The following is a 15,073-nucleotide window of genomic DNA, read 5'->3' as shown; positions in this document are numbered from 1 at the left end:
AGGCGTTTAAGCTTCCTTGTTATGACGCGGCTGGCGTGGACGACGGTTTTGGTTCGGCTTACGGTTACCGTTACGAGAAGCACCGTTGTTTGAGCGGCGCTGTTGCGGGTTACGCGTGCGCAGGCGCAATGGTGCTGGCAGATCTTCAATAAGTGCCGAAGCATCGTAGTCAGAAACTGGGATTGCGTGCTCAATGTACTCTTCGATTGTTGGAAGGTTAATTGCGTAATCTTCACAAGCGAAACTGATTGAGTGACCACTTGCACCAGCACGGCCAGTACGACCGATACGGTGAACGTAATCTTCACAATCGTCCGGTAGGTCGAAGTTGAATACGTGAGTTACTTGAGGAATGTGTAGGCCACGTGCCGCAACGTCGGTTGCAACCAGTAGGTCAACTTCACCTTTAGTGAATTGCTCAAGGATTTTTTCACGCTTCTTCTGAGGTACATCACCCGTTAGTAGGCCAACACGGTGACCATCAGCGGCTAGGTGACCCCATACCGACTCACACTTGTGCTTAGTATTAGCAAAGATGATTGCACGCTCAGGCCACTCTTCTTCGATCAGCGTTTGCAGCAGTGCCATCTTGTGTTCATTTGATGGGTAGAACAGCTCTTCTTTGATGCGGTGACCTGTCTTACGCTCAGGCTCAACCACAACATGCTCAGGGTTGTGCATGTGCTCAAACGCCAACTCTTGTACGCGGTAAGAAAGCGTCGCAGAAAACAGCATGTTCAGGCGATCTTTTGGCTCAGGCATACGACGGAACAAGAATCGGATGTCTTTAATGAAACCAAGATCGAACATACGGTCCGCTTCATCCAGTACAACTGCTTGGATGTGGTTTAGGTTAAATACCTTTTGCTTGTAGAAGTCGATGATACGGCCTGTAGTACCGATCAGAACGTCTACACCGTCTTCTAGCTTAGCTAACTGCTTATCGTAGCTCTCGCCACCGTAGGCAAGTGCCGCTTTAATACCAGTACTTGCGATAAGAGGCTCAGCATCGTTAAAGATCTGAATCGCTAGCTCGCGCGTCGGAGCCATAATAATTGCACGAGGCTGATTTGGCTTACGACCTTCGTGTTCAGGCGTATTTAGCAGGTGGTTAAAGGTAGCAGTAAGAAACGCGAGCGTTTTACCAGTGCCCGTTTGGGCCTGGCCTGCGATGTCTTGGCCGGTGAGCAGTACCGGCAGCGCCAAGGCTTGAATCGGGGTACAATATTCGAACCCTTTTTTCTCCAATCCTTCAATGACTTGGGCGTTTAAATCCAAATCGGCGAACTTTTGCTCTGTGATATGCGTCTTTTTCATAGCTATAGAATATCAGCTTAAGCTTGCAATACGAAAGTAAATACATTCCAATAGGGCATCTATTTACTGGTTATCATCCAACCAGTTCTAAAAAACACATTGGAGTGGAAGATGAGTGATAAGATTTTGCAGCTTACTGATGAAGGTTTTGATAACGACGTAATCAACGCTGCAGGCCCGGTTCTTGTTGATTTTTGGGCAGAATGGTGTGGTCCATGTAAGATGATCGCGCCGATTCTTGATGAAATCGCCGACGAGTACGAAGGCAAGCTCACTATCGGTAAACTGAATATCGACCAAAACGCGGGTACACCACCTAAGTTTGGTATCCGTGGTATTCCAACGCTACTTCTTTTTAAAGATGGTGGCGTAGCAGCAACTAAAGTTGGTGCTCTGTCTAAGACTCAACTAAAAGAGTTCCTAGACGCGAACCTATAATAGGCAAGCAATAAAAAGAAACCGTGCAGTTAACAAATGCACGGTTTTGTTTTTTCTAAGCTATAGACTAGGCTTAGTTTTAGTGATAATTTATCGCACGTTAATTGAACAAATTTCTCTTCTTGGTCGATCCTGTGACCGAATCCCTCTTAACTAGAAAACAGATCTTATTTTGACTAAACAAGCATCCACCACAATGAATCTTACAGAACTGAAGAACAGACCTGTATCTGAACTTGTTAAACTTGGCGAAAGCCTAGGCCTAGAAAACCTAGCTCGTCTAAGAAAACAGGACATTATCTTCTCTATCCTTAAAGCACACGCGAAAAGTGGTGAAGACATCTTCGGTGATGGTGTTCTAGAAATTCTGCAAGACGGTTTTGGTTTCCTGCGTAGCGCAGACAGCTCATACCTAGCTGGTCCTGACGACATTTACGTATCGCCAAGTCAGATTCGTCGTTTCAACCTACGTACTGGTGACTCAATTGCCGGAAAGATTCGCCCACCAAAAGATGGCGAACGTTACTTTGCACTGCTTAAAGTAAATACGGTAAACCACGACAAACCAGACAACGCTCGTAACAAAATCCTATTTGAAAACCTTACCCCTCTGCACGCTAACGAGCGTATGGTTATGGAGCGCGGTAATGGTTCTACTGAAGACATCACAGCACGTGTACTAGATCTTGCATCACCAATTGGTAAAGGTCAGCGTGGTCTGATTGTTGCTCCGCCTAAAGCGGGTAAGACAATGTTGCTTCAGAACATTGCACAAAGCATTGCTCACAACCACCCAGAGTGTGAGCTAATGGTACTTCTTATCGATGAGCGTCCAGAAGAAGTAACCGAGATGCAACGCCTAGTTAAAGGTGAAGTAGTTGCATCGACTTTCGATGAGCCAGCATCTCGCCACGTACAAGTTGCAGAAATGGTTATCGAGAAAGCGAAACGTCTTGTTGAACACAAGAAAGACGTTGTTATCCTACTTGACTCTATTACTCGTCTAGCACGTGCATACAACACCGTAGTACCTTCATCAGGTAAAGTACTGACTGGTGGTGTGGATGCCAACGCGCTACACCGTCCTAAGCGTTTCTTCGGTGCGGCACGTAACGTAGAAGAGGGGGGGAGCTTGACTATCCTAGCAACAGCACTGGTTGATACTGGTTCTAAGATGGATGAAGTTATCTACGAAGAGTTCAAGGGTACAGGTAACATGGAAATCCACTTGAACCGTAAGATCGCTGAGAAGCGTGTTTTCCCTGCAATCGACTTCAACCGTTCAGGTACTCGTCGTGAAGAACTACTGACGAAGAACGATGAGCTGCAGAAGATGTGGATCCTACGTAAGATTGTTCACCCAATGGGCGAAATCGATGCAATGGAGTTCCTAATCGACAAGCTCGCGATGACAAAGACCAACGATGAGTTCTTTGATGCAATGCGTCGTCAATAAGTTTGATATCGTTATCTAGAACGCTTATGAAGCGCTGCCACTGGTAGCGCTTTTTATTTGCATTTTTGGTGAGTAGATTGCAGAATAACCAAAAGTGTTACAAGGAAGTTAAAATGCAACATGGACTGTTGTCTTCAATACTCCTGTCTACTTCACTGTTATTTACACCTGTCAGCACATCATTCGCGACAGAGATGTCTCCTCAAACAGTCGAAATGTGGCTGGAGAATGACCAAGTAAAACAAAAGACCTCAGAGTTTCTAGAATTAGTGATGCGCGATGAAGTGAATTCGTTGCGATTTGCCCTTGAACGTCTTACCTTTCCCCAGCAAGAGGTGGCTCGTTACCAATTGCTCAAAAAGATAGAGCAGCTAGATATAGCTCTTACCTCCAAGATGTCGATCTTTGTAGAGCAACAGCTGGCTATTACACCCACTTACCAAGTTTTAGAACGTGGGGATGGTTATGAATTTACGGTTCCGGCATTCAACTATCCATCCATTGCTAGTCGTCTTATCAAACAGTTCCGCGAAGACCAAAGTACCTTGGTGTTTGTATTAAATGCGGAAAATAAAGATCTCGATTTAAGGTCGTGGCTCTCAGGGGGAGAGCATCAAGTTCAAACGCGTGAAGCATTACTGGTTCGTGAGCTTGATAGTTTGTCTCCAGAGGCGGTCAATTACCTAACGAAACAGTTGACCGAGTCGCCAATCGTAAGCTGGCTGCCATCAACCGAAGTGGTAGTGCGCTTGGCGCAAGTTAGCGAAGACCCTAAGGTCTATCAAATCCTATGGAAGATGAAAGCCGACTATCATAGCCAAGCGGAGCTCGTGCGCTTAGCACAAAGTAAAGAACCTTTCGCATTAGAACAGGTGATGGCAGCGACTAAGAACCCACGTCTAAAAGAAGAAGCGATCACCTTACTCACAAGAGTGAACCCACTTTCGGAAGAGGTAAAAGCATTTCTAGTCTCTCGCATGGCGATAGCAGACGACGCTTCGTTGGTCGCACGTGAGTTAGCCAAACAAGGCCACACAGGGTGGTTACAAGACTTAGTTAATGACAACCCACAAGTGAAAAGCTCTGTAATCCAGAAGGTGCTACCGTAACTGGGTTTTAGCTCGCAATAACCTTACTAAAAAGGGGGATCTCAGGATGCCCCTTTTTGATATACTGCTTGCAGATTAATCAGCATTAGAAGCCCTATGAGTTATAAGGATTTACGCGACTTTATCGATCACCTTGAAGGGATTGGTCAGCTAAAGCGCATTTCTCACCCTGTCGACCCCGATTATGAAATGACAGAGATCAGCGATCGTACATTACGCGCTGGTGGTCCTGCATTGCTATTCGAAAACCCAATTGGCTATAACATGCCTGTGTTGACCAACTTATTTGGTACACCAGAGCGTGTCGCTATCGGTATGGGGCGTCAGGATGTTAAAGAGTTACGCGAAGTAGGTAAGTTACTGGCTTATCTTAAAGAGCCAGAGCCGCCTAAAGGTTTTAAAGATGCGATAGAAAAAATCCCAGTCTTTAAACAAGTCTTAAATATGCCAGCCAAGCGCCTGCGTAAAGCGCCGTGCCAAGAGATAGTATGGCAGGGTGATGAGGTGGATCTCGATAAAGTACCGGTAATGAGCTGTTGGGCAGATGATGTCGCGCCACTACTAACTTGGGGCTTGACGGTTACTCGTGGGCCAAATAAAAAACGCCAAAACTTGGGTATCTACCGTCAACAGAAGATAGGTAAGAACAAGATCATCATGCGTTGGCTTGCTCACCGAGGTGGAGCACTCGATCTTCGAGACTGGATGGAGACAAATCCAGGTAAGCCATTCCCAGTATCAGTTGCTTTTGGCGCAGATCCAGCCACCATACTAGGAGCTGTAACACCAGTGCCAGATACGCTCTCTGAGTACGCGTTTGCTGGTCTGCTGCGTGGTAGCAAAACGGAAGTGGTTAAATCGATTAGCAACAATCTAGAGGTGCCAGCCAGCGCAGAGATTGTGATGGAAGGCTATATCGACCCGAATGAGTTTGCTGATGAAGGTCCATATGGTGATCATACGGGTTACTACAATGAGAAAGAAAAACACCATGTGTTTACCATTACTCATATCACCATGCGTAAAGACCCTATTTATCACAGCACCTACACAGGCCGTCCGCCAGATGAGCCTGCAGTATTAGGTGTGGCGCTGAACGAAGTGTTCGTGCCAATTCTGCAAAAGCAGTTCCCTGAAATAGAAGATTTCTACCTACCGCCTGAAGGATGTTCGTACCGAATGGCAGTAGTGACCATGAAGAAACAGTACCCGGGTCATGCAAAACGCGTGATGATGGGGGTATGGTCTTTCTTACGTCAGTTCATGTACACCAAATTTGTACTGGTATGCGATGAGAGCGTTAATGCGCGAGATTGGTCTGAAGTCACCGCTGCGATGGCTGAGCATATGAGCCCTAAGCGTGACACACTGATGATTGAGAGCACGCCTATTGATTCTCTCGACTTTGCATCTCCCGTTGTGGGCTTAGGCTCTAAGATGGGACTGGATATCACCAAGAAGTGGGATGCCGAGCTTGAACTATCTCCTGAAGCTTCTTTTGTCAGTGAAGACAAGCCGGTATGCGAGCAAGCGCTAAAACAGCTCATGCAAGCTCATCCAGAAATCATCGATATTCATCTGCAGAACGACAATAGCAGCATGGTCGTGGTTTCGATTGAGAAAGCGAAGGCGCATCACGCAAAAGAAGTGATGGAGACCATCTGGCAGCAGTTTGTTGATAACAAGTTCGTGATTGTGTGTGATGGCGACGTTAATGTTTGTGATTGGAACGATATTATCTGGGCGATCACCACGCGAATGGATCCGGCGCGCGATACGGTTTTTGAATCACAACCATCTTCACTGTCTCGTATGGGATTGGATGCGACGAATAAGATTCAAGGTCAAGAGTGTCGACGTGAGTGGGGCTCCCCCATTACAAAAGATCCAAAGATTGTCGAAAAAGTTGATAGTATCTGGGAACAACTAGGAATCTTATGAGCTACCAAGTAGTCTTGTATCCAGAAAATATCACCTTCGATATAGAAAAAGGGCAAACGGTGTTGGATGCTGCGCTCAACAGCAACATTAACTTCCCTAACCGTTGTCAAGTCGGCGCTTGTGCGATGTGCATGTGCAAAAAACTAGAAGGGCAAGTCAGTTACCACCTTGAGCCAATGCTTACAGAGAAAGAGCAGCAACAAGGGTGGATCTTCGCTTGCCAAGCAATAGCAGAAAGTAATTTAGTCCTGACCTTTGCTGATTAAAGGTCTGTGAGAGGAATAGCATGACAATTAAATGTAAAGTGAAGTCTATCGAGCCGTTGGCGTGTAACACGTACCAGATTCTACTTCACCCAGAAACCCCAGTAGCCTTTAAAGCTGGTCAATACCTTATGGTAGAGATGGGCGAGAAAGATAAGCGCCCATTCTCAATCGCAAGCAGCCCTTGCCGTCACGAAGGTGAACTAGAGCTACATATCGGTGCCGCAGAACATAACGCTTACGCACTCGAAGTAGTAGAAGCTATGCAAAAAGCGCTAGCAGAAGATGGAGATATCGCGATTGATGCGCCTCACGGTGACGCTTGGGTAAAAGAAGAGAGCGATCGTCCACTATTACTAGTAGCTGGTGGTACGGGTTTCAGCTACGTACGTTCTATTCTTGATCACTGTATTGCCCAGAATAGCCAAAAAGAGATTCACCTATACTGGGGTGCGAAAGATGAGCGCCAGCTTTACGCGAAAGCAGAACTAACTGAGATTGCAGAAAAGCACAGCAATGTTCATTTTGTGCCAGTAGTAGAAGACGCACCAGCAGCATGGAGCGGTCAAACAGGGAATGTGTTAGAAGCTATCAACCATAACTTTGAGTCTTTAGCTGATTACGACATCTATATTGCAGGTCGTTTTGAAATGGCAGGCGCTGCAAGAGAGCAGTTTACTGAGAAAAAAGATGCGAAACGCGAGCATATGTACGCTGATGCCTACGCATTTATCTAATTAAAAGCGTATTATTTCGTTCAAAAAGAGAGCAGAAATGCTCTCTTTTTTTGGTTTTGATGAACTATTAGGCAGTTAACCCCTGTTTATTCAATTTTTATGAAAAAGTAGTTGCCAAGTTCTTAGGTATCTCTATAATGCCGCCTCACTGACACGGCAGGCGCCACAAGGCTTCAGCAGTAATCAGTAAGACGAAAATTCGAAAGAAATTAATTTTCAAAAAGTGTTTGACACTGAATGTTAATTCGCTAGAATGGCCGTCCACTTTGAGAGGTAAGCCTCAAAAAAGTAAAGCTCTTTAAAAATTAGAACCTATCAATCTGTGTGGGCACTCGTTGATGAATATCAAAAAAGAAACTTCGGTTTCAACTTGATTTCAATGAACTGAGTGACCAATTAAGACTTCGGTCTTAGCACAGTCAATTCACAGTCACTATTCGTAAGCTTTTTGCTAAAACGAATGGGGAATGTAATCAGTATTCATTGAGTCACAAAATCTTAAATTGAAGAGTTTGATCATGGCTCAGATTGAACGCTGGCGGCAGGCCTAACACATGCAAGTCGAGCGGAAACGAGTTATCTGAACCTTCGGGGAACGATATCGGCGTCGAGCGGCGGACGGGTGAGTAATGCCTAGGAAATTGCCTTGATGTGGGGGATAACCATTGGAAACGATGGCTAATACCGCATGATGCCTACGGGCCAAAGAGGGGGACCTTCGGGCCTCTCGCGTCAAGATATGCCTAGGTGGGATTAGCTAGTTGGTGAGGTAATGGCTCACCAAGGCGACGATCCCTAGCTGGTCTGAGAGGATGATCAGCCACACTGGAACTGAGACACGGTCCAGACTCCTACGGGAGGCAGCAGTGGGGAATATTGCACAATGGGCGCAAGCCTGATGCAGCCATGCCGCGTGTATGAAGAAGGCCTTCGGGTTGTAAAAGTACTTTCAGCAGTGAGGAAGGGGGTGTCGTTAATAGCGGCATTTCTTGACGTTAGCTGCAGAAGAAGCACCGGCTAACTCCGTGCCAGCAGCCGCGGTAATACGGAGGGTGCGAGCGTTAATCGGAATTACTGGGCGTAAAGCGCATGCAGGTGGTTTGTTAAGTCAGATGTGAAAGCCCGGGGCTCAACCTCGGAACTGCATTTGAAACTGGCAAACTAGAGTACTGTAGAGGGGGGGTAGAATTTCAGGTGTAGCGGTGAAATGCGTAGAGATCTGAAGGAATACCAGTGGCGAAGGCGGCCCCCTGGACAGATACTGACACTCAGATGCGAAAGCGTGGGGAGCAAACAGGATTAGATACCCTGGTAGTCCACGCCGTAAACGATGTCTACTTGGAGGTTGTGGCCTTGAGCCGTGGCTTTCGGAGCTAACGCGTTAAGTAGACCGCCTGGGGAGTACGGTCGCAAGATTAAAACTCAAATGAATTGACGGGGGCCCGCACAAGCGGTGGAGCATGTGGTTTAATTCGATGCAACGCGAAGAACCTTACCTACTCTTGACATCCAGAGAAGCCAGCGGAGACGCAGGTGTGCCTTCGGGAACTCTGAGACAGGTGCTGCATGGCTGTCGTCAGCTCGTGTTGTGAAATGTTGGGTTAAGTCCCGCAACGAGCGCAACCCTTATCCTTGTTTGCCAGCGAGTCATGTCGGGAACTCCAGGGAGACTGCCGGTGATAAACCGGAGGAAGGTGGGGACGACGTCAAGTCATCATGGCCCTTACGAGTAGGGCTACACACGTGCTACAATGGCGCATACAGAGGGCGGCCAACTTGCGAGAGTGAGCGAATCCCAAAAAGTGCGTCGTAGTCCGGATTGGAGTCTGCAACTCGACTCCATGAAGTCGGAATCGCTAGTAATCGTAGATCAGAATGCTACGGTGAATACGTTCCCGGGCCTTGTACACACCGCCCGTCACACCATGGGAGTGGGCTGCAAAAGAAGTGGGTAGTTTAACCTTCGGGAGGACGCTCACCACTTTGTGGTTCATGACTGGGGTGAAGTCGTAACAAGGTAGCCCTAGGGGAACCTGGGGCTGGATCACCTCCTTATACGAAGATGTTCACGATAAGTGTCCACACAGATTGATGGTTTTGAAGCGAAAGCTTCGAGCTATTATTGCTCTTTAACAATTTGGAAAGCTGACTGATTTAAATAACACAGTTATTTAAATCAAATTAAAAGTTCTCAATGTTTATCTGCTCTTATTTATTAAGAACGGTATAAACACAACACAAACACATTCAAGTGTCTTGTATTCGAATCAATGTTTACATTGATTCACCATTGAGTCCGGCAAACACGTAATAAGAATTAACCCTTCTTGTTACAACCAAAAACCTTGGTTGTTTACCATACATAAGACCTCTTCGGGTTGTATGGTTAAGTGACTAAGCGTACACGGTGGATGCCTTGGCAGTCAGAGGCGACGAAGGACGTATTAACTTGCGATAAGCCCAGATTAGGTAGTAAAAACCTTTTGAGTCTGGGATTTCCGAATGGGGAAACCCACTTACATAAGTAAGTATCTTGTTGTGAATACATAGCAACAAGAGGCAAACCGGGGGAACTGAAACATCTAAGTACCCCGAGGAAGAGAAATCAACCGAGATTCCGAAAGTAGCGGCGAGCGAAATTGGATTAGCCCTTAAGCTTTTAATGATGCAGGTGAAGGCTCTGGAAAGTGCCGCAATAAAGGGTGATAGCCCCGTAACCGACACATCATAATCAGTGAAATCGAGTAGGGCGGGACACGTGATATCCTGTCTGAATATGGGGGGACCATCCTCCAAGGCTAAATACTACTGACTGACCGATAGTGAACCAGTACCGTGAGGGAAAGGCGAAAAGAACCCCTGTGAGGGGAGTGAAATAGAACCTGAAACCGTGTACGTACAAGCAGTAGGAGCACCTTCGTGGTGTGACTGCGTACCTTTTGTATAATGGGTCAGCGACTTATATTCAGTGGCAAGGTTAACCGTTTAGGGGAGCCGTAGGGAAACCGAGTCTTAACTGGGCGTTCAGTCTCTGGATATAGACCCGAAACCAGGTGATCTAGCCATGGGCAGGTTGAAGGTTGAGTAACATCAACTGGAGGACCGAACCGACTAATGTTGAAAAATTAGCGGATGACTTGTGGCTAGGGGTGAAAGGCCAATCAAACCTGGAGATAGCTGGTTCTCCCCGAAAGCTATTTAGGTAGCGCCTCGGACGAATACTACTGGGGGTAGAGCACTGTTAAGGCTAGGGGGGTCATCCCGACTTACCAACCCTTTGCAAACTCCGAATACCAGTAAGTACTATCCGGGAGACACACGGCGGGTGCTAACGTCCGTCGTGGAGAGGGAAACAACCCAGACCGCCAGCTAAGGTCCCAAAGTATAGCTAAGTGGGAAACGATGTGGGAAGGCTCAGACAGCCAGGATGTTGGCTTAGAAGCAGCCATCATTTAAAGAAAGCGTAATAGCTCACTGGTCGAGTCGGCCTGCGCGGAAGATGTAACGGGGCTAAGCTATACACCGAAGCTGCGGCTGCATACTTTAGTATGCGGGGTAGGGGAGCGTTCTGTAAGCCGTTGAAGGTGGTCTGTAAGGGCTGCTGGAGGTATCAGAAGTGCGAATGCTGACATGAGTAACGATAAAGGGAGTGAAAAACTCCCTCGCCGGAAGACCAAGGGTTCCTGTCCAACGTTAATCGGGGCAGGGTAAGTCGACCCCTAAGGCGAGGCCGAAAGGCGTAGTCGATGGGAAACGGGTTAATATTCCCGTACTTCTTACAATTGCGATGGGGGGACGGAGAAGGCTAGGTGGGCCTGGCGACGGTTGTCCAGGTTCAAGTACGTAGGCGGAAGAGTTAGGTAAATCCGGCTCTTCATTAACGCTGAGATACGATGTCGAGCCACTACGGTGGTGAAGTCATTGATGCCATGCTTCCAGGAAAAGCCTCTAAGCTTCAGATTGTAAGGAATCGTACCCCAAACCGACACAGGTGGTCGGGTAGAGAATACCAAGGCGCTTGAGAGAACTCGGGTGAAGGAACTAGGCAAAATGGTACCGTAACTTCGGGAGAAGGTACGCTCTTATCGGTGAAGTCCCTTGCGGATGGAGCTGACGAGAGTCGCAGATACCAGGTGGCTGCAACTGTTTATTAAAAACACAGCACTGTGCAAAATCGTAAGATGACGTATACGGTGTGACGCCTGCCCGGTGCCGGAAGGTTAATTGATGGGGTTAGACTTCGGTCGAAGCTCTTGATCGAAGCCCCGGTAAACGGCGGCCGTAACTATAACGGTCCTAAGGTAGCGAAATTCCTTGTCGGGTAAGTTCCGACCTGCACGAATGGCGTAATGATGGCCACGCTGTCTCCACCCGAGACTCAGTGAAATTGAAATCGCTGTGAAGATGCAGTGTACCCGCGGCTAGACGGAAAGACCCCGTGAACCTTTACTACAGCTTGGCACTGAACATTGACCCTACATGTGTAGGATAGGTGGGAGACTTTGAAACCGCGTCGCTAGATGTGGTGGAGTCGTCCTTGAAATACCACCCTTGTAGTGTTGATGTTCTAACGTTGGTCCCTGAATCGGGATTACGGACAGTGCCTGGTGGGTAGTTTGACTGGGGCGGTCTCCTCCCAAAGAGTAACGGAGGAGCACGAAGGTGGGCTAATCACGGTTGGACATCGTGAGGTTAGTGCAATGGCATAAGCCCGCTTGACTGCGAGAATGACAATTCGAGCAGGTGCGAAAGCAGGTCATAGTGATCCGGTGGTTCTGAATGGAAGGGCCATCGCTCAACGGATAAAAGGTACTCCGGGGATAACAGGCTGATACCGCCCAAGAGTTCATATCGACGGCGGTGTTTGGCACCTCGATGTCGGCTCATCACATCCTGGGGCTGAAGTCGGTCCCAAGGGTATGGCTGTTCGCCATTTAAAGTGGTACGCGAGCTGGGTTTAGAACGTCGTGAGACAGTTCGGTCCCTATCTGCCGTGGGCGTTGGAAGATTGAAGGGGGCTGCTCCTAGTACGAGAGGACCGGAGTGGACGAACCTCTGGTGTTCGGGTTGTCATGCCAATGGCATTGCCCGGTAGCTAAGTTCGGAATCGATAACCGCTGAAAGCATCTAAGCGGGAAGCGAGCCCTGAGATGAGTCTTCCCTGGCGCTTTAAGCGTCCTAAAGGGTTGTTCAAGACTAGAACGTTGATAGGCAGGGTGTGTAAGCGCTGTGAGGCGTTGAGCTAACCTGTACTAATTGCCCGTGAGGCTTAACCATACAACACCCAAGGGGTTTTGATGGACTCAAGACATACAAACGCTTGAATGAGTTTGAGAGAACAGAAACAGCTTTCCAGATTACTTTTCTGAAAGAAAATCAGAGAAGAAAGAATTTGCTTGGCGACCATAGCGTTGTGGACCCACCTGATTCCATGCCGAACTCAGAAGTGAAACGCAATAGCGCCGATGGTAGTGTGGGGCTTCCCCATGTGAGAGTAGGACATCGCCAGGCTCCTATTTACTTTCATTTTTTAGAAAAATGAAAACAAAATAGCGACTTTGCTTAGTTACTAAGCAAGTCACCATAAAGTTCTAATCTTTTTTAGAGTTTTATGTTGACTTACAGAGTCAATCGCGTATTATACGCATCCGCTTCAACGCTAAAGCGTTGATAGCAAAGCTCTTTAATAATTTAAACCTATCAATCTGTGTGGGCACTCGTTGATGAATATCAAAAAAGAAACTTCGGTTTCAACTTGATTTCAATGAACTGAGTGACCAATTAAGACTTCGGTCTTAGCACAGTCAATTCACAGTCACTATTCGTAAGCTTTTTGCTAAAACGAATGGGGAATGTAATCAGTATTCATTGAGTCACAAAATCTTAAATTGAAGAGTTTGATCATGGCTCAGATTGAACGCTGGCGGCAGGCCTAACACATGCAAGTCGAGCGGAAACGAGTTATCTGAACCTTCGGGGAACGATAACGGCGTCGAGCGGCGGACGGGTGAGTAATGCCTAGGAAATTGCCTTGATGTGGGGGATAACCATTGGAAACGATGGCTAATACCGCATGATGCCTACGGGCCAAAGAGGGGGACCTTCGGGCCTCTCGCGTCAAGATATGCCTAGGTGGGATTAGCTAGTTGGTGAGGTAATGGCTCACCAAGGCGACGATCCCTAGCTGGTCTGAGAGGATGATCAGCCACACTGGAACTGAGACACGGTCCAGACTCCTACGGGAGGCAGCAGTGGGGAATATTGCACAATGGGCGAAAGCCTGATGCAGCCATGCCGCGTGTATGAAGAAGGCCTTCGGGTTGTAAAGTACTTTCAGTTGTGAGGAAGGGGGTAGCGTTAATAGCGCTATCTCTTGACGTTAGCAACAGAAGAAGCACCGGCTAACTCCGTGCCAGCAGCCGCGGTAATACGGAGGGTGCGAGCGTTAATCGGAATTACTGGGCGTAAAGCGCATGCAGGTGGTTCATTAAGTCAGATGTGAAAGCCCGGGGCTCAACCTCGGAACTGCATTTGAAACTGGTGAACTAGAGTACTGTAGAGGGGGGGTAGAATTTCAGGTGTAGCGGTGAAATGCGTAGAGATCTGAAGGAATACCAGTGGCGAAGGCGGCCCCCCTGGACAGATACTGACACTCAGATGCGAAAGCGTGGGGAGCAAACAGGATTAGATACCCTGGTAGTCCACGCCGTAAACGATGTCTACTTGGAGGTTGTGGCCTTGAGCCGTGGCTTTCGGAGCTAACGCGTTAAGTAGACCGCCTGGGGAGTACGGTCGCAAGATTAAAACTCAAATGAATTGACGGGGGCCCGCACAAGCGGTGGAGCATGTGGTTTAATTCGATGCAACGCGAAGAACCTTACCTACTCTTGACATCCAGAGAAGCCAGCGGAGACGCAGGTGTGCCTTCGGGAGCTCTGAGACAGGTGCTGCATGGCTGTCGTCAGCTCGTGTTGTGAAATGTTGGGTTAAGTCCCGCAACGAGCGCAACCCTTATCCTTGTTTGCCAGCGAGTAATGTCGGGAACTCCAGGGAGACTGCCGGTGATAAACCGGAGGAAGGTGGGGACGACGTCAAGTCATCATGGCCCTTACGAGTAGGGCTACACACGTGCTACAATGGCGCATACAGAGGGCAGCCAACTCGCGAGAGTGAGCGAATCCCAAAAAGTGCGTCGTAGTCCGGATTGGAGTCTGCAACTCGACTCCATGAAGTCGGAATCGCTAGTAATCGTAGATCAGAATGCTACGGTGAATACGTTCCCGGGCCTTGTACACACCGCCCGTCACACCATGGGAGTGGGCTGCAAAAGAAGTGGGTAGTTTAACCTTTCGGGGAGGACGCTCACCACTTTGTGGTTCATGACTGGGGTGAAGTCGTAACAAGGTAGCCCTAGGGGAACCTGGGGCTGGATCACCTCCTTATACGAAGATATTCACGATAAGTGTCCACACAGATTGATACGGTTTAGAAAGTTAAGAGACGATATTGGGTCTGTAGCTCAGCTGGTTAGAGCGCTCGCCTGATAAGCGGGAGGTCGGTGGTTCAAGTCCACTCAGACCCACCACTATCTTTTCCCAGAGATAGCGGTCAATATCGATTTCGTTGGGGCTATAGCTCAGCTGGGAGAGCGCCTGCCTTGCACGCAGGAGGTCAGCAGTTCGATCCTGCTTAGCTCCACCATCTTTAAGCGCATTAGCGATAGTGCTTTTAAAAATGGTTCATTTCTTTAAATAGAAAGCGAATCTGCTCTTTAACAATTTGGAAAGCTGACTGATTTAAATAACACAGTTA

General features: G+C 47.9%; 7 protein-coding genes, 2 tRNA genes and 4 rRNA genes. 12 read left to right on the top strand and 1 reads right to left on the bottom strand.

Annotated elements, in window-relative coordinates; all coding sequences use genetic code 11:
• Positions 1 to 6 precede the first annotated feature (6 nt).
• Positions 7 to 1,317, bottom strand: coding sequence for an ATP-dependent RNA helicase RhlB (gene rhlB, locus AC6I7V_RS13555; protein WP_498011029.1), 1,311 nt, complete (start codon positions 1,315 to 1,317; stop codon positions 7 to 9).
• A gap of 111 nt (positions 1,318 to 1,428) precedes the next feature.
• On the opposite strand from rhlB, the gene trxA reads away from it, so the two are divergent.
• The 12 genes from trxA (at position 1,429) to AC6I7V_RS13495 (ending at position 14,962) form a co-directional block, all read left to right on the top strand.
• Positions 1,429 to 1,755: a thioredoxin TrxA gene (trxA, locus tag AC6I7V_RS13550; protein WP_032552270.1), complete on the top strand. Its 327-nt coding sequence runs from the start codon at positions 1,429 to 1,431 to the stop codon at positions 1,753 to 1,755.
• 196 nt (positions 1,756 to 1,951) lie between these two features.
• Positions 1,952 to 3,211, top strand: a complete 1,260-nt coding sequence (gene rho / locus AC6I7V_RS13545) for a transcription termination factor Rho (RefSeq protein ID WP_032552271.1) — start codon at positions 1,952 to 1,954, stop codon at positions 3,209 to 3,211.
• A gap of 113 nt (positions 3,212 to 3,324) precedes the next feature.
• The gene (locus AC6I7V_RS13540; RefSeq protein ID WP_498011028.1) at positions 3,325 to 4,320 is read left to right on the top strand and encodes a hypothetical protein; all 996 of its coding nucleotides are present in this window, start codon (positions 3,325 to 3,327) and stop codon (positions 4,318 to 4,320) included.
• Positions 4,321 to 4,416: 96 nt separating this feature from the next.
• On the top strand, positions 4,417 to 6,261 hold the full coding sequence (gene ubiD, locus AC6I7V_RS13535; protein WP_498011027.1) for a 4-hydroxy-3-polyprenylbenzoate decarboxylase: 1,845 nt from the start codon (positions 4,417 to 4,419) through the stop codon (positions 6,259 to 6,261).
• Positions 6,258 to 6,527, top strand: a complete 270-nt coding sequence (locus AC6I7V_RS13530) for a 2Fe-2S iron-sulfur cluster-binding protein (RefSeq protein ID WP_032552274.1) — start codon at positions 6,258 to 6,260, stop codon at positions 6,525 to 6,527. Before ubiD ends, AC6I7V_RS13530 begins: the two co-directional genes overlap by 4 nt.
• 20 nt (positions 6,528 to 6,547) lie before the next feature.
• Complete coding sequence (gene fre, locus AC6I7V_RS13525) at positions 6,548 to 7,261, top strand: NAD(P)H-flavin reductase (RefSeq protein ID WP_150895980.1); 714 nt, start codon at positions 6,548 to 6,550, stop codon at positions 7,259 to 7,261.
• 500 nt (positions 7,262 to 7,761) lie between these two features.
• Positions 7,762 to 9,316: ribosomal RNA gene (locus tag AC6I7V_RS13520) — 16S ribosomal RNA — on the top strand.
• Between the two features lie 329 nt (positions 9,317 to 9,645).
• A 23S ribosomal RNA gene (locus AC6I7V_RS13515) occupies positions 9,646 to 12,538 on the top strand.
• Between the two features lie 118 nt (positions 12,539 to 12,656).
• Positions 12,657 to 12,772: ribosomal RNA gene (rrf, locus tag AC6I7V_RS13510) — 5S ribosomal RNA — on the top strand.
• 374 nt (positions 12,773 to 13,146) lie between these two features.
• Positions 13,147 to 14,703: ribosomal RNA gene (locus AC6I7V_RS13505) — 16S ribosomal RNA — on the top strand.
• The 16S, 23S and 5S rRNA genes sit together here with 2 tRNA genes alongside, the layout of an rRNA operon.
• Positions 14,704 to 14,769: 66 nt before the next feature.
• A tRNA-Ile gene (locus tag AC6I7V_RS13500) sits at positions 14,770 to 14,846 on the top strand.
• Positions 14,847 to 14,886: 40 nt separating this feature from the next.
• Positions 14,887 to 14,962, top strand: a tRNA-Ala gene (locus tag AC6I7V_RS13495).
• Positions 14,963 to 15,073 lie beyond the last annotated feature (111 nt).

It is taken from the genome of Vibrio sp. KUL70, from assembly GCF_059725515.1.
Note: the sequence above shows the minus strand (reverse complement) of the source record. Positions and strands in the feature narration are given on the sequence as shown.